Raw genomic sequence first — 15,716 nt, 5'->3', positions numbered from 1 at the left:
ATGGATGAGATTATGAAGAGAGTGCTTATAATAATGTCGTTGCTTGTGGCAACGGCTTTTCATGTAGGTGCGGTGCAGCCTAAACTGTTGTCGCACAGCAAAGGCGGCGATTGCGATGCATGGGTGGACTCGGTGTTTAGTTCGCTGACAATGGAGCAGCGTGTCGGACAACTTGTAGTGCCTGTGGTCGACCCGACGCACATCGCCACCGCCAAACAGGTGATATACCGTTATGTTAAGACCGAAGGAGTGGGCGGCTTGTTGTTCAGCAAAGGAAGCATAGACCAATATGCAACGTTGATCGACTATGCGCAGTCGATAGCCAAGGTTCCGTTGATGATAACTCTCGACGGAGAGTGGGGACTGTCAATGAGAGTTCCGGGAACTACACGCTTCCCTTATAATATGGGCCTTGGTGCCATTGCCGATGAGAACCTGCTCTATGACTACGGTCGTGAAGTGGCTCGTCAGTGCAAATTGATGGGTATAACGGTCAATTTCGCCCCTGTGCTTGATGTGAATTCCAATCCCGATAATCCGGTTATAGGCTATCGGTCGTTTGGTGAGGATGCCGACCGTGTGGCACGACTTGGAATCGCTTATTCGCGAGGACTTGAGGATGGAGGCGTCATGTCGGTGTCGAAGCATTTCCCGGGACATGGCGACACTTCGGTCGACTCCCATAAGTCGATGCCTACGATTGATCACAGCGTCGAGGTGATGCGCGATGTCGACCTCATGCCGTTCCGCCGTTACATCGATGACGGCCTGTCGGGGGTGATGGTGGGACACCTTAACGTGCCGTCGCTCGACTCCACGGGTGTGCCTGCATCGATGTCACATCGCATAATCACCGATTTGCTGAAAAAGGACATGGGATTTCGCGGCATGGTGTTTACCGATGCACTTGCCATGAAAGGGGCCATAGTTGGCGAGAATAATTGTGTGGCGGCATTGATGGCTGGTGCCGATGTGCTGCTCTCACCGTCGTCGGTCAAGGGTGACATTGCAGCTGTTTTGGCGGCGGTAAAGTCGGGTAAGATATCGGAAAACTCAATCAATGAACGTTGTCGCAAGATGCTCGAATATAAATATGCACTTGGACTTTCGACGGGTCACAAGGCAGTAAGCAGCGCTTCGTTGAAGGGCAAACTCAACTCACCTGAGGCCGATGCTGTAAATCGCAAGCTCGTATCGGCCATGATAACGTGTGTCAGCAATGATAATGATCTGCTTCCGGTGCGTGACATTGACCGTAAATCGATAGCTGTTGTAAATATAGGAGAGGGCAAGGGGAATACGTTCACCCGCTATTGTGGAAAGTATGCCGATGTCGATGCTTACGGAACAATCGGAGCATTCACTGCGACGCAGATAGCATCGATCGAGAAGCATGACATAGTCATCGCGGCTGTATATAACGACAAGTCGACCTCGGTTAATGCGCTTAAGCAGCTCAAAGGTTGTTCGGGATTGGTGACGGTGTTCTTCATGAACCCCTACAAGATGTCGAAATTTGCGCCGCTTGACAGCAAGGCATTGTTGCTCGTAGGTGAAAACGGTGAACTTGCACAGGAATACGGAGCGCAAGCGGTGTTTGGAGGCATTCGCGTAAACGGTTCGCTCCCCGTGAATGTAAAGGGCATTGCACCATTGGGAGCATGTGTAGGGCTTGTCAAGACACGTCTTGGCTACACCTCGCCGACTGCTATTGGATTTGACTCATCGCTTGACAAGCGTGTTGATTCGCTCGTGAATGTGGGATTGCGTACGGGTGCATTCCCCGGATGTCAGGTGCTTGTGGCAAAGGACGGTAATGTTGTAATCGACCGTAGTTACGGATATGTGGATGCCGCAAAGACCCGTAGAGTCAATGATTCGACAATGTATGACATTGCATCGGTGAGTAAGGTCGCAGGCACGTTGCCGGGACTTATGCTCGCCTACGACGAAGGTCTTTATAAACTCGACGATCCGGTATCGAAATATGTAGAAGGACTTAAATCGGGCGATAAAAGTGATATAACCATAAGGCAGATGCTCCTTCATGAAAGCGGATTGCCTGCATCATTGAGCATCCCCGGAATCGTAATGGATACGGCGACTTATAAGGGACGGTTGATTGCTTATCGCCAGCGAGGAGCCAACACAATAAAAATATCGCGAGGTGTCTATGGAAACAACACGGCTCGAATGCGCAAGGACATCACTTCGGCTTCGGAGAGCAAGGATTTCCCGATGAAGATAGGGCAGGGTGTATATGTGGGCGCGGCTACACGTGACACTCTCATGCAGCGAATTTTCGACTCAAAGCTACGTCAATCCAAAAACTACCTATATTCCGACCTCAATTTCGCCTTGCTCATGGCAATGGAGGAGAAGCTTACGGGCGAAAAGCATGACGAGTTTGTGGAGAAGAGAGTGTATGGCCCGATAGGGGCAACACGCACCTGCTATGTCCCGCTTGCCAAGAATCACAAGGCATCGGAAATCGCGCCTACCGAAAAGGATAACTTTTTGCGTCGTCAAACGGTACATGGTTACGTGCATGATGAACTTGCCGCTTTTTCGGGGGGAGTACAGGGAAATGCCGGACTGTTTTCGACCGCCAACGATCTCGGCAAATTGTGTCAGATGTGGCTTAACGACGGAAATTACGGAGGCCGGCAGATAATGTCGCCTTCAACGGTGAAGATGTTTACGACGACCAAGAGCAAGAAATCGCGCCGCTGGTTGGGATTTGACGGCCCTGACACGGAAAACGAGGCGAAGACACCGACAGCGCCTGACGCTTCGGCATCGACCTATGGGCACATCGGATTTACCGGCACATGCTTCTGGGTTGATCCCGATAACGGACTGATATATGTGTTTCTCTGCAACCGTGTAAATCCGTCGCGTGACAACAGTGCGTTTACCCGCCTTAACATACGCCCGGCTATAATGAGTGCGGTATATGATGCCATGAAATAGCGAATTGCGACAAAAACGCACAAAAAAGTTGAAAAATGTTAGGAAAATAGTGAATATTGTATTACCTTTGTCGCAATAATTAAGAATTATCTACAATTATAACAAGAAAGTTACATGAAAGCAACTGAAGTATTGGACGACCTGAAGCGTCGCTTTCCCAATGAACCTGAATATCTTCAGGCAGTAGAAGAAGTAATCACAACAATCGAGGATGCATATAACGAGCATCCCGAGTTTGACCGCTACAACCTGATTGAGCGTCTATGTATTCCCGATCGTATTTTCTCATTCCGTGTATCGTGGGTTGATGATAAGGGAAAAGTGCAAAACAATATGGGATATCGTATTCAGCACAATAACGCCATTGGTCCGTACAAGGGAGGTATACGCTTCCACTCATCAGTAAATCAGTCGATTCTTAAGTTCCTTGCTTTTGAACAGACTTTCAAGAACTCGCTTACTACACTCGCAATGGGTGGCGGTAAAGGTGGTTCCGACTTCTCGCCTCGAGGAAAGAGCGACATGGAGGTTATGCGCTTCTGCCAGGCCTTCATCGAAGAGCTTTGGCGTCATATCGGTCCTGACACCGATGTGCCTGCTGGTGACATAGGTGTAGGCGGTCGTGAAGTAGGTTATATGTATGGTATGTATAAGAAGATGTCGCGTGAGTTTACCGGAACATTCACCGGCAAGGGCCTTGAATTTGGCGGCTCTCTTATCCGTCCTGAGGCAACCGGTTACGGTAACGTTTACTTCCTGCTCAATATGCTTGCTACACGCGGCATCGATATTAAGGATAAGGTAGTGGCAATATCGGGTTCGGGCAACGTGGCCACCTATACAGCCAAGAAGCTTCTTGAGCTTGGTGCTAAGGTTGTGACAATGAGCGACTCTGACGGTTGTATCTACGTTCCCGAAGGATTGACCAAGGAGCAGCTTGACTATATATTCAAACTGAAGAATGAATATCGCGGTCGTATCCGTGAATTTGCCGAAGAATACGGTTGCGAATATGTTGAAGGCGGTCGTCCCTGGGTTTACAAGTGTGACATTGCAATGCCGTCGGCAACTCAGAACGAGCTTGATGGTGATGATGCACGCACACTTCTTGCCAACGGCTGTATAGCAGTGAGCGAAGGTGCAAACATGCCTTCTACTCCCGAGGCTATCAAGGAGTTCTTGAAAGCAAGAATTCTCTATGCTCCCGGAAAGGCTGCCAACGCAGGCGGTGTATCGGTATCGGGTCTTGAGATGGCTCAGAATTCACAGAAGCTGTCATGGAGCTCCGAGGAGGTTGACGAAAAGCTTAAGGGCATCATGGCTAACATCCATGGCCAGTGTGAGAAATACGGCAAGGAACCTGACGGCTATGTTAACTACGTGAAGGGTGCCAATGTTGCCGGATTCATGAAGGTGGCACGTGCTATGATGGCACAGGGTATCCTCTAAAATAAGGTAACAACATTCTATACTCAATATCCTGAACAACGGGGTTGCATCAACCGATGCAACCCCGTTATTTTTATGATTACATTGAATGCTTCGACTGATGTTTATTGCCAATCGATGGGTATGCCGGCTCCCAATTCAAAGTGACAGCAAGCGATGCCGAGGTCCATTTTGGTGAAAAATCCGATGCCGCGCGATGCCTTGACGCGGTTGTCGCCAAGCCATTGGAAATGGAACTTCTGTTGGTTCAATGCCGTTGGAGCAAGTAATGCGTAATCGACTCCGCGTTTGAACCAGTCGGGTGCTGTGGCGTAGTCGTCGCTTATCTGTTGTGGCATTTTTATGCGATGGGCGGCTCCCGATTCGGCTCCATGTCCTATGGCAATCAAGGCGTATAACTTGTTGCCGTCAGGAATGTCTATGGATGTATTTTTTTTGCTGAACGACAGGCCTACCCAACAGGTGTTGAGTCCGGCTTTCTGAGCTTCGAGTACTATTTTTTCACCGTAATATCCGAGTTTGGCTTCGGTGTCGTTGCTTTTGGGCCCTGTTAATGCTATGTAATTGGTGACATTGCGAAATTTGCCGTAGTGGGCCATAAGTGATCGTCCGAATGCGTTTGGCTCATTGACAACAAGTTGCATGTTTAGTGAGCCTTCGGCATTGTATCGTCTGATTTGACTGTCAAGCATGGCAACTTCATCGGCCGACAACGGCTGTAGCGTATAGGAGCGTACTGAATGTCGTGATTTTATTATGTCGTAATCCATCGGTGCGTTATTTCGGTGTTATATTGGCTATAACGAAAATCCGTCGGCAATTATTGCCGACGGACTCTCTTGTTATGCAAATCATGTGAGCTTACTTTGTGGTATCATCTGTGGCTTCATGTTCGGGTGCCTGATCGATGAGGTCGAGGAACTGGTCGAGCTTGGGCGTGATGATTATTTCGGTACGACGGTTTCTCTGACGGCCCGTATCGGTTGAATTGTCGGCAATGGGGTTGTACTCTCCGCGTCCGGCAGCTGACAGTCGTGAAGGATTTACACCGAATTTTGTCTGTAGAACCTGTACGACCGATGATGCACGAAGGGCGCTGAGATCCCAGTTGTTGCGGATGTTTGTACGCGATATGGGTACATTGTCGGTATTGCCTTCAACCAGTACATCGTAGTCACGGTAATCCTTGATAATCTTTGCGATTTTACTAAGAGTTTCCATCGCTCTTTCGTTTATCTGATAGCTTCCCGATTTGAAAAGCATATTGTCGGCGAGCGATATGTACACGACTCCCTTCAATACCTTTATGTCGACATCCTGCAATTCGTCACGACTCAGTGAACGGGTCAGATTGTTGGTGAGCACCATGTTGAGTGAGTCGGATTTTGACTTAGCTTCGACAAGCTGCTTGATGTATTTGTTGGAGGCATTGATTTCATCGACAAGTTTCGAGATGTTTACGCTTCCTTGTGCGCTTTGCTTAAGACTTTGGTCAAGAGAGCCTTGCAAGGCTGCATAATCATCTTTGAGCTCTTGATTACGTTTTCGGGCCTCGGCAAGCATTGTTTCAAGGCTCTTGTTATTGGCGCGGCTTTCGGCAAGGGCCATTTGGGTGGCGTTGTATTCCTTGTTTAGCGCGTCATACTCTCCCTGTAGTGAAGAATACTTCTTATTGCTTACACAACTTGTAAGTGTAATGGCAGAAGCCGCTATGGCTATGATTAATCCGCGTGATTTCATTGTTTCTGAAAATTTAATTAATAAACTCGTAATTATTAACAATCGGCATTGTGTTTCGGTTCTGTTAAGGGGGTGGGGCGTAGGGCGCCCCGCTGGTCTATTTGCTGAATTGGGCAAAGTGCCGACACGAAGGATGCCCGCAATTATTACGCTGGGTCTGACTATAATTATGACAAGTGATTCATGTAATTATGACTCGGACGATCTGTAATTATAAAGCAGGGCCGTTTCTAAATTGGGAAATGAATTATTTCGTGTATTGTTAAAATATTTCATGATAGTGATTTATAGCGGATCGGCCAAAATGGATGAACAAAAATTTGCATAGTACAAAAAAAGTAGCTACCTTTGCAACGCTTTTAGAAAGCACTGATTCGCTAGCTCAGCTGGTAGAGCACAACACTTTTAATGTTGGGGTCCTGGGTTCGAGCCCCAGGCGGATCACTAAAGGGTCACTTTTCAGTGGCCCTTTTTTCGTGTCCGTAAGTGACTGATGTGCAAGTGTTAGCAATTTTATAAAATCTTGATTTAGAAAGATTTAGCACAAACCGTATTTCCTGCCGATAGCCAAAGTTAGCATTTGTTAGTTCGGAATTAGCACATTATCTTTGGTACAGATTTCGTGAATGTACCACAAAAAAGTACCACAAATGTACCAGCTTTTCCAACAAATATCAGCCGTTGTCTCCTGCCCCGGTCTTGCCATAGCGACCGGAGCCTGTTTAGAGTGCCAACTCTCTGATATTTGCTATTTTGTGCTAAATGTTTCCAAAAGATTCGGGGCGTGCAACAGCCTCGTTGTTGGATGCGTTGAAATGGTATGTGGTACACGTGTGGTACATTTCCCGGAATTTGTGGTACACGCTTTTTCGTGTACCACATCACGAGAAATTTGAATGTATCATTCTTAAAATCTTTTACTTATGGCAGGAATACCACAGATCAAGATTGTTTTCGACCGCCGCAAGAAGGCATCGGCCGTCAACCCCGGCACCGTGGAGATTGAGGTGTCGTACAACCGTGAGCGCGTCCGTCTCTCCACCGGCGTGGCTGTACTCAAGCAGCAGTGGAACGGCAAGGAGGTGGTCAACCACCCTCAGGCCGACCATCTGAACGAGCAGATACGCCGTGTCTATGACGGTCTGCATGAGAAGATGTCGTCCATAGCCTCGACAAAGGGCGAATACGACCTGTCGCTTCTCAAAAAGGTCAAGAAAACGAAGTTGCAGGGTTCGTCGGCAAGTTTTCTCGACTGGCTGGAGGAACGTATCGACATGCGCCCGGTCACGGAGTCAACACGCAAGCAGCACAAGGTGATGCTCAAATGCCTGCGCGACTTCGGGCTGATACGCTTCTTCAGCGACCTCACCCCAAAGAACATCAGATTATGGGACGATTTCATACGCAAGCGTGTGACAGCCCAGGCATCGGTTCACGGCTATCACAAACGCCTCAAACCCTATATCGTGGAGGCGATACAGTTTGAGAAGCTGGAGTCCAACCCATACGACGGCATGAGGATTTCGCGTGGAAAATCGGAGGGCATAAAATTCCTTACCGAAGAGGAACGTGATCGCGTGGAAGCCCTTGAACTCTACGGCATGACCGAGAAAGTGCGCGATATGTTTATCTTCTCATGCTACACAGGGCTGGCGTACTCCGACCTTGTGAAGATCAAGAAGTCGGACGTGTTCAGGCAGGGCGAGGACTACTGCATACGAGACAAGCGTATGAAAACCGGTATGCCCTATACGATTGTGCTGTTGCCTAAGGCGATAGCCATATTGAAAAAGTACAACTACAACCTCAATCTGATGAGCAACCAGAAATGCAACGACCAGTTGAAGATAATCGCCAACCTTGCCAGTCTGCACATCAACCTGACAATGCACGTAGGCCGCCACACGTTTGCAACGTGGGCGTTGACAAAAGGCGTGGGTATCGAGACTGTGAGCAAGATGCTCGCCCACTCCAACGTGGCAATGACCGAGAAATACGCCCATGTGCTTCAGACGAGCGTCATACAGGGCTTCGGTAAACTTAAATAATCTCTACCTTAACATGGGTGCAGCCGTCACTTCTTCCGGGAGGTGGCGGCTTTCTCTTTTGCAGACAGTTCAGAGCGTAGCCGTTCTATCTCCTTCGCCTGTTCATCAATCCTCTTTTCCAGACGTTCAAGCCGGTTATTCATCGGCCCCATGAAGGCCGTCATGTTCTTTATGATCTCAGCCATGTCAGCGAGGATATATGAGAAGCGGTCCATCTGCGGCGGCTCCGGATCCGCTTCCGGCTGTCGTGGAACTGTCTCCTGTATCATGTTCCCATTCCCGTTCCATATCCAATCGAAACTCAGGGGCTGGTATATGCTGCACAGGCTTTTGACAAAGCGTTCCGTCACTTTGGATTTGCCGGTTATCACCTGTGACACGACACTGGGATTGTAGCCCATCTTTTCCGCAATGACACGGTTGGAGTTGAACAGCCTGTTGTCTTTCAGCCATTCCATCGCCTGTCTCACCCTATTTCTTATGTTGTCCATAAACTCATGTTTATATTTTATAATAAATTTGATTAGGTATTTCCAATAATAACACTTCAAACAATCATTTAGTACAATTAGTTTGTTAGTGTTAATGCAACTACCTAATTTAGATTAATTATTTCTAATTGCAAAGATAATCATTTTTCTAAACATAGCTAATGGTTGCTAAAAGAAAAAATGTCAAACAGCTTATAAAACGGATACGACTATGAGTGAAGACAGACGCATAACAATGAGGCTCACAAGGATTGAGAACACCCTTGAAGAGATAAAGCGGAACATCACCGCACCGGTGCCTCCCGACAGAAAGATAACCGTGCGTGAGGCGGCGGAGATCATGCACTGTTCAGACCAGCGTGTACGCGACGCGATACATGACGGCTCCCTGAAAGCGGAGCGTAACGGGCGGCGTTTTTTCCTCTCTCTTTACGATGTGAGGGAGCGTGCCGGATACGCAACACTTGAAAAAAAACGGCAGACCTGATTCATTTAATCTTAAAGGACGAAATTATGACTACACAACAGGTCAAAGAGATTGACTCCAAGTGTCTTAACGACTATCTCGCCACGCTACCCCATACTGACCACCGTTTTTTCGTGACAGCGGTAGTAAGAGCCTGCGGAGAAGGCATCAAACGCAAGACATTCTATAACTGGAAAGCCGGATGCTGCTGCATACCCTCCTTCTGCAAGAAAGAGATAGAGAGGATTGCCGGATGTGTGGTGTTCCCGAAGGAACTATATGTGACAGACCGCGATGTTGACACTCCAAGCGGAAAAGCCTGAGGCATACGCACAACTCCAATATATATGTACCCCAAGAATATAAACAGCCGAAATGAACCGTTCATGGATACCCGTAATGCACTATCTCCGCGACGTGGAATGGCTCTACTCCGAGAGCCGGATGGTACATCTCTGGCTGGAGATACTTTTCCGCGTGCATAGAGCCAAAGGCACATATCCCATAAAAGGCACGACAATAGACATCCTGCCCGGTCAGTTCGTGGCCTCGACACGAAAACTGGCCGCCTCAATCGGAGCGGACAAAGATACAGTAGGAAGATACATGAGGATTTTTGAGGCGCAGAAGTGGATACGGCGACTTGAAATAGGCAACGCGACATTATACACGGTGCTTGTCATGGATCAGATACCCGGCTTTTCAATCATGGCTCCATCGGATACAACGGCTATCGGGGCTTCTTCAGAAGCTCAATCCCCCACAAATGGGGACACTTCTTCCGACACTGTTGGGGACACCTTTGGGGACATATATTATATAGATAATAATATAAATAAAAATTCTCTCTCCCCCGCGCGTGAAGGAGAAGTTTTTGAAATTTTTTCAAAGGATACGGCTTCGCTCGACGAAATAGCCGGAGCCTTGCACTGCGAAAGGAAGATACTTGAAAATATGCTTCCTGACTTTTTTCAGGAGTGCAGGATCAAGAAAAAGAATCATCAGACCGTGCAGGAGTGCAAGGATCATTTTTTCAACTGGGCCCGCGCCCGATTAGAACGAGAACGGAACAATGGCATACCCAAAGAAAATAAACCCGGCGGAAGCCGTCAGGGAAATCAGAGAGGCCGCAGAACGCCGATCAAACCGAACTGTGGACTTATCGAGGATTAGCGAATACAAGACACTTTTCATGCAGTGTGCCGTTGCTGTCTGCCCGGGCTTCACAGTGAGGGAAGAAATGAAACCGGCATACAACGACATCGTTCACTGGGCGGTGATGGACTATGACGGCAACCTTGATCCGGACAAGGGGCTTCTTATTTGGGGCGACATAGGTACGGGCAAATCCACCATGCTGAAAATCATCAGGGAGTTCTGCTACCTTGTGAGGCCGCACATCGAGGGCAACCGGTATTATTTCCGGATAGACAACGTGATTGATGTATGCGCCGCTTACGCCGATGAGTCAATATACGGAGGCTACCGGGGCATCAGGCAGTATATCGACAGTCCAAGACAGGCGTTTGACGAACTTGGCAGCGAGACATTGCCGACAGGAAGGTACGGCAACTTCGAGAATGTTATGCAGTACATCTTCCAGTCACGCTACGACAACCGCTACCACCAGTTCACCCATGCCACCACCAACTTCACAATCGACCAGATACAGGAGGCCTATGGCGAGAGGATATATGACCGCTTCAAGGAGATGTTCAATTTCGTCGCCTTGCGAGGAAAGACATTCAGGATAAACACTCAAAAGAACATGGAAAAATGAAAGACAACGTACAACCTACACCCATAGATTGGGAACAGCGGAAATATGACCTTGCGGTCGCGCTGTATTATCACGACATTCGGTTGTCGGATGTCGTGACTCCGGAGAACCGTCTTACAAGGTGGCCAGCGCATATCAGCCTCTCCGCAGAGATGGCAGTGGAAGCCGCCGAAGTTTTCATAAACGCATACCGCCGGCAGGCGGTGATGGAAAGTGGGGAGAAAAGCCATGCGCCCTGATTTTCACAGGATAGTCCCCGATTTGCTATATTCGGTGATGGCGGCAAGAAAATTGCTCGGCATAAGCCATACAACGATTTACGAATACATGAGGCAATCGCCCCCGGTACTCCCATACCGCCGCTCGGAAAACGGCTGGCACAGGCTGATACTCGGAAGCGACATAATTTTCCTGCTCGACCACCCGCAGGTCAAGCGGGGAAGAAAACGGAAGAACCGATAAAACGGCACTGTCAGTTCCAGAGATACCACGGCGAGGGGCGCGGAGCGGCGAAGGCTTCGGAGAGGTCGATGGCGAGTAGCCATGCCCGGGTGCGTATGCCGTCCATGTCGGAGAGTGTTTGGGCATATCGGCTCTCTCCGGCACCCGAAATCCGGCACCACTGCCGCGCGAAGATGTCGGGTTGGAAAGCGTCGATGAACGACAGTATGTCGTCCACCAGCGAAGTCGGTTTGCTACCGGTCATGTCGGCTGAGAAGCAGAACGGCACTCCGCTCTCGGTATTCCGCCGGAAATCGAAAGAGGTGATGTTTCCGTCTCTCACATTGGCGGTCACACTCCAGCCGCATTGTGCGGCAACTTGGATTATGGTTTGTAAAATCATGTCAGTACACGTTTATGTCTGCCACGTCCGGCATGGAGGTGGCAGACCGAATTTTTCGGTAATGTCAGCCGTGGCACAACACCACGGCTGACGTGTTCGGTCAATCATAAAGGCGGTTCAAGAAGTCTTGAAGCCTCTCATCGCTTATTTGCCCTATGGGGCATGGGGTGAAATACGGCATTTGTATCACTCGGATAATGCCGAAGCCTTGTTTGCGATAGTCAAGTTCGACATCGGCAAGTTCTTTGAGCGACACATAGCCGTATTCATCTTCGCCGAGTCCGACCACTATGCAGTAAAGGATTGTATCGTCTCCCTCTTTGCCTCCTTCAAGCACAAACCAACAGATATTTCCGATAGTGAATATCGCCACGCACACGGCATTTCTCTCCTTGCCGTCCTGCGAGTACAGAGGATAGTCCTTTATGGCTTCCTCAAATTTCGGTGTCAACAGTCTGTTCATAGTCAGTCAAATTCAATTTCATCTTCGTAAAGTTCAATCCTCGCGCCACTGCTTACCTCGATGATGAAGCGGTAGCCGTTCAGTCCTACGATTGTGCCACGGTGGTAGCCTCGCCACGGTGTCAGCAACTCGCACTGGCGTCCGTATTCGGGAAAATCGGTGTCGTTCATACGCTTTTATCCTTTAGTTCCTTATATTCGGGGTCATAGATTTCATCGCCGTTCATCAGTGTGTCGTACATCATCGCCGCTCTCCGGGCTGTCGTTTCGTTCCGCTCGTCATAATAGCCGGTGCGGTAGTTGACAGCGAGCTGACGGATATAAGCCACGCACACCTTGAAAGCCTGCGACTGCAAATAGCGGTGTATTGTGGCGAGTGCCTTTCCTGTGTTGGTTGCGGATTGCATTTTGCCGTTGACAAAGTTGTCAAACGCCACGACAAATTCCTTGTCGTTGTTGGATATTGCTATTCCGTTATAATTTTCCATGTTCTTATGATTTAGATTGTTGCCTGATTGTAGATTGAGGGTTCGGAGGTCACGTTGTAGATGTAGTTGCCACAGCGTACCAAAAGGCAGTTCTCGCCATAGTAGAGTTTTTTCATGCCCCTAATGGAGCCGGAGCGGTGGAAATTTGGGAACTGCCCGATATTGAGCCGTTTGCCCTCTGCTACTTTCATTCTTTTTACTCGCATAGTCATTTGATGTTTGAGCGTTTGAGTTAATTTTCTCCCTTTTGTTTGAAGCTCTTTGAGCTTCTCCGGCAGGGCTGGCCGTTTTTCGTGCTGTTCCACGACTGCGGCCATAAAGGGAGGATAAGGCAAGTGTGTAGTCAGCGGCAAGCGAGGGATACCCAAATTGTTTGAGGCACGAGAAGAATTTGTGGAGGCTCACGAGTGCGGACGCCGACCACAAGCGTAGCGTCACTTGACGGTCCTCCCGGACGCAGTAACTTCGCACGCCAAAACGCCTGTCCCTGCCGAGGCTCAAAATCTTCAAGGGAAAGAACCGGCCACCTTTGACCGTTGCCGTTTCAAAGTGCCAGCCTTGAAGCGGCCACAGTCATCGTTTGCAGACAGATATTCCAAAGAGAGGCGACAACGCGAGAGTCGAGCGAAGGCTTGCCCTCGCTTTGCTCTGGCGTTGTCGCCGCCTCCGGCTTCAGCCGGGCATCATATCCAAAATCAGAACTGCCCGAAGCTGAATCGGTGTGCAGCACGGAATCAGTCGGGCAACCGATAAACAGCACAAGGCGATGTGCCGTGTTTGTGGATCCGCGGGCCACTGACACGGCTTATCGCCTGAATTATCACATCATTTGGACGCAAGCGGTGGTGATAAGGTTGTGTGAGGTAATACGCCCGGCGCACTGCCTCACGCTCCTGTCGCCACAGCGTCTTATATTAATTCCCTGACCGCTCCATTATTTTGATGACATTGATTTTTGGAACATGAATAAAAGTTTATCTTTTTCGTTCATGCGGATATTATCAGAATAACCGCCTTTTGTTATTTGATACCCGCATGGCTTAACCATAAAAACACCTAAGCCCTTAGTGTATGAACTTACTTCTGAGGCATAGTCTTTACTTGTATTTAATGGAACTTTCCCTTTAATATGACACCACTCATTATTGCAACTGATGTCTTCAATCTCAGACATCATTTTTTGCAAATCTGTAATAGCTTTGGAACTCGCCTCCTGGGGTATCTGCAACTCAAAACAGAGCATCGGTTCGAGAATGTCCACACCTGACTGTTGCAAAGCCAGCCTGAAGACATAGGGGGTCAGCTGTCTGAAATCAGCAGGTGTGCTTACCGGGCTATAATACTCGGCTTGAGTGAAAGTTACTTTCAGATCTGTAACTTCCCAACCATGTAACCCCGATTGGCAAGACATACGAATCCCTTCAAAAACGGCGTTTTGAAAAGAATGGTTCAGATAACCATAGGAGATGTCACTTTCGATTTGCAACCCTGTCCCTAACGGTAAGGGTTCGAGAGTCAGCCCTATTGTGGCCCAGTAAGGGTTGGGTGGTACTTCAATCTGAATAATCTTATTGACCTTTTTTACAGGTCGTTCTTTGTAGATAGTCTTGATCTCATCAAAATGGACCTTGACGGAAAACCGTTCTTCCAGCAATGTCTGTATGATTTCCTTTTGGGTCAAACCATATAACGAGATTTCCAATTCATCGCTATATGAGTTTATGGAAAAGGACAAAGACGGGTCTTCAATCCACAATGTATTCAGAGCGGATATAACCTTGCTTCTCTCTTCGGGCTTGTCTGGCCGGACGGAGGATTTGAGGGCGGGATGCTGATGGGATAATCCTTGAATCAAACAAGGCTTAACACCTAAATAATCTCCGATTCGAAAATCTTCCATATCCTCTACAATCGCGATATCATTGGCACCCACTTCATCAAAATTTATCTCTCTGCCCTGATAAATAGTCTTTAGATTTTTAATCTTGATGGATTTTTCCGAATCGTTGATTCTTACGACGTCTCGAAGTCTCAGACTTCCGTCAATTATTTTTAGAAAACTTCTTTTATGTCCTTTGGGATCATGCTCTATCTTATAGAGATAAGCTGAAAGTCTGTTTGAGACTGATTCCGGAGGAAGTATAAAAGAAGTGATGGCGTCCATCAACTCATTGATGCCGATATTGAACATTGCTGATCCATGTAGCACCGGATAGACTTTGGCTTTTGCCACAAGAGCGATTATCGTATTCCAATAATCAGCCGGTGAAATTTCGCTATCCGACAAATATCGTTCTAATATATCGTCGTCATGGTTGCATACAAATTCTTTGTATTCTTCCTTTATATATGTTTGGGAGCAAACCGGATAAACCGATCCATCGGTAACAGTTTGCATAAACAGGACATCTTGAGACAGATTTGCTTTTATATCCAGATACAAACGCTCCAAATTCACACCGGCACGGTCAATCTTATTGATAAATATAATTGTCGGGATTTGCAGCTTATGTAAAGTATTGAACAGCAACTTTGTCTGCGCCTGTATGCCTTCCTTTGCGGATAAGATGAGGACTGCCCCATCAAGCATTTTGAATGTCCGCTCCACTTCCGCAATAAAATCCATGTGTCCCGGAGTGTCAATGATATTGCATTTCACTCCATTCCAGATAATAGATGTCGTAGAAGCCCGGACAGTAATTCCTCTACGTTTCTCTATATCCATAGAGTCTGTTATGGTGTCACCATTATCCACGCGGCCGCACTTTTCCGTTGCTCCGCTGGCAAACAGCAGATTCTCGGTTACGGAAGTTTTTCCTGCATCAATGTGAGCAAGAATTCCTAAATTTATAATATTCATTTGGATTAAGCAATAATATACTGCATTAGATGCGTTGTCGGAACGCACCTTTTAATACCTCCTCGTAGCATGAGAGAGCTACAGGATTCCTAACTCGTGTTGGTATGTATATTAT

Annotated in this window: 19 protein-coding genes and 1 tRNA gene; 10 read left to right on the top strand and 10 right to left on the bottom strand. The window is 48.0% G+C overall.

What is annotated here, in order from left to right:
* Positions 1 to 12 precede the first annotated feature (12 nt).
* Both E7746_RS06340 and E7746_RS06335 read left to right on the top strand, forming a co-directional pair.
* On the top strand, positions 13 to 2,973 hold the full coding sequence (locus E7746_RS06340) for a glycoside hydrolase family 3 N-terminal domain-containing protein (protein WP_168184317.1): 2,961 nt from the start codon (positions 13 to 15) through the stop codon (positions 2,971 to 2,973).
* 114 nt (positions 2,974 to 3,087) lie between these two features.
* Complete coding sequence (locus tag E7746_RS06335) at positions 3,088 to 4,422, top strand: NADP-specific glutamate dehydrogenase (RefSeq protein WP_123397149.1); 1,335 nt, start codon at positions 3,088 to 3,090, stop codon at positions 4,420 to 4,422.
* Between the two features lie 104 nt (positions 4,423 to 4,526).
* On the opposite strand, the gene E7746_RS06330 is transcribed toward E7746_RS06335, so the two are convergent.
* Both E7746_RS06330 and E7746_RS06325 read right to left on the bottom strand, forming a co-directional pair.
* Complete coding sequence (locus E7746_RS06330) at positions 4,527 to 5,192, bottom strand: nitroreductase family protein (RefSeq protein WP_123397148.1); 666 nt, start codon at positions 5,190 to 5,192, stop codon at positions 4,527 to 4,529.
* Positions 5,193 to 5,283: 91 nt separating this feature from the next.
* A complete protein-coding gene (locus E7746_RS06325) occupies positions 5,284 to 6,162 on the bottom strand; it encodes an OmpA/MotB family protein (RefSeq protein ID WP_123397147.1) in 879 nt (292 codons plus the stop codon).
* 371 nt (positions 6,163 to 6,533) lie between these two features.
* On the opposite strand from E7746_RS06325, the gene E7746_RS06320 reads away from it, so the two are divergent.
* Positions 6,534 to 6,606 (top strand) — tRNA-Lys (locus E7746_RS06320).
* A 479-nt stretch (positions 6,607 to 7,085) separates the two neighbouring features.
* Positions 7,086 to 8,210: a site-specific integrase gene (locus tag E7746_RS06315; RefSeq protein ID WP_016278654.1), complete on the top strand. Its 1,125-nt coding sequence runs from the start codon at positions 7,086 to 7,088 to the stop codon at positions 8,208 to 8,210.
* Between the two features lie 26 nt (positions 8,211 to 8,236).
* Here E7746_RS06315 and E7746_RS06310 read toward each other — a convergent pair whose 3' ends face one another.
* Positions 8,237 to 8,701: a TMF family protein gene (locus tag E7746_RS06310; protein WP_016278655.1), complete on the bottom strand. Its 465-nt coding sequence runs from the start codon at positions 8,699 to 8,701 to the stop codon at positions 8,237 to 8,239.
* Between the two features lie 211 nt (positions 8,702 to 8,912).
* On the opposite strand from E7746_RS06310, the gene E7746_RS06305 reads away from it, so the two are divergent.
* The 6 genes from E7746_RS06305 to E7746_RS06280 all read left to right on the top strand — a co-directional run bounded on the left by E7746_RS06305 (position 8,913) and on the right by E7746_RS06280 (position 11,409).
* The gene (locus E7746_RS06305) at positions 8,913 to 9,188 is read left to right on the top strand and encodes an excisionase family DNA-binding protein (protein ID WP_016278656.1); all 276 of its coding nucleotides are present in this window, start codon (positions 8,913 to 8,915) and stop codon (positions 9,186 to 9,188) included.
* Positions 9,189 to 9,214: 26 nt separating this feature from the next.
* The gene (locus E7746_RS06300) at positions 9,215 to 9,490 is read left to right on the top strand and encodes a hypothetical protein (protein WP_136410213.1); all 276 of its coding nucleotides are present in this window, start codon (positions 9,215 to 9,217) and stop codon (positions 9,488 to 9,490) included.
* 52 nt (positions 9,491 to 9,542) lie between these two features.
* The gene (locus tag E7746_RS06295) at positions 9,543 to 10,340 is read left to right on the top strand and encodes a DUF7833 domain-containing protein (RefSeq protein WP_016278658.1); all 798 of its coding nucleotides are present in this window, start codon (positions 9,543 to 9,545) and stop codon (positions 10,338 to 10,340) included.
* 67 nt (positions 10,341 to 10,407) lie between these two features.
* The gene (locus E7746_RS06290; RefSeq protein ID WP_136410212.1) at positions 10,408 to 10,947 is read left to right on the top strand and encodes a P-loop NTPase family protein; all 540 of its coding nucleotides are present in this window, start codon (positions 10,408 to 10,410) and stop codon (positions 10,945 to 10,947) included.
* The gene (locus E7746_RS06285) at positions 10,944 to 11,186 is read left to right on the top strand and encodes a hypothetical protein (RefSeq protein WP_016278660.1); all 243 of its coding nucleotides are present in this window, start codon (positions 10,944 to 10,946) and stop codon (positions 11,184 to 11,186) included. The genes E7746_RS06290 and E7746_RS06285 overlap by 4 nt, the downstream gene beginning before the upstream one ends.
* Positions 11,176 to 11,409, top strand: coding sequence for a hypothetical protein (locus tag E7746_RS06280; protein ID WP_135469636.1), 234 nt, complete (start codon positions 11,176 to 11,178; stop codon positions 11,407 to 11,409). Before E7746_RS06285 ends, E7746_RS06280 begins: the two co-directional genes overlap by 11 nt.
* A gap of 10 nt (positions 11,410 to 11,419) precedes the next feature.
* Here E7746_RS06280 and E7746_RS06275 read toward each other — a convergent pair whose 3' ends face one another.
* From E7746_RS06275 to tet(Q), 7 genes are all read right to left on the bottom strand, one after another.
* Positions 11,420 to 11,791, bottom strand: a complete 372-nt coding sequence (locus E7746_RS06275) for a hypothetical protein (protein ID WP_016278661.1) — start codon at positions 11,789 to 11,791, stop codon at positions 11,420 to 11,422.
* 100 nt (positions 11,792 to 11,891) lie between these two features.
* Positions 11,892 to 12,254: a DUF2958 domain-containing protein gene (locus E7746_RS06270; RefSeq protein ID WP_016278662.1), complete on the bottom strand. Its 363-nt coding sequence runs from the start codon at positions 12,252 to 12,254 to the stop codon at positions 11,892 to 11,894.
* Between the two features lie 2 nt (positions 12,255 to 12,256).
* Positions 12,257 to 12,424, bottom strand: a complete 168-nt coding sequence (locus E7746_RS06265) for a hypothetical protein (protein ID WP_016278663.1) — start codon at positions 12,422 to 12,424, stop codon at positions 12,257 to 12,259.
* A complete protein-coding gene (locus E7746_RS06260) occupies positions 12,421 to 12,741 on the bottom strand; it encodes a hypothetical protein (protein ID WP_016278664.1) in 321 nt (106 codons plus the stop codon). The genes E7746_RS06265 and E7746_RS06260 overlap by 4 nt, the downstream gene beginning before the upstream one ends.
* A gap of 11 nt (positions 12,742 to 12,752) precedes the next feature.
* Positions 12,753 to 12,947, bottom strand: coding sequence for a hypothetical protein (locus E7746_RS06255; protein ID WP_032941567.1), 195 nt, complete (start codon positions 12,945 to 12,947; stop codon positions 12,753 to 12,755).
* A 338-nt stretch (positions 12,948 to 13,285) separates the two neighbouring features.
* The gene (locus E7746_RS06250) at positions 13,286 to 13,543 is read right to left on the bottom strand and encodes a hypothetical protein (RefSeq protein WP_135986407.1); all 258 of its coding nucleotides are present in this window, start codon (positions 13,541 to 13,543) and stop codon (positions 13,286 to 13,288) included.
* 132 nt (positions 13,544 to 13,675) lie between these two features.
* Positions 13,676 to 15,601 (bottom strand): tetracycline resistance ribosomal protection protein Tet(Q), encoded by a 1,926-nt coding sequence (gene tet(Q) / locus E7746_RS06245; protein ID WP_016278665.1) that lies wholly within the window; start codon positions 15,599 to 15,601, stop codon positions 13,676 to 13,678.
* Positions 15,602 to 15,716: the final 115 nt, after the last annotated feature.

This window comes from Muribaculum gordoncarteri (genome assembly GCF_004803695.1).
GTDB classification, from domain to species: Bacteria; Bacteroidota; Bacteroidia; order Bacteroidales; family Muribaculaceae; genus Muribaculum; species Muribaculum gordoncarteri.
This window is presented reverse-complemented; position numbering and strand designations above follow the sequence as displayed.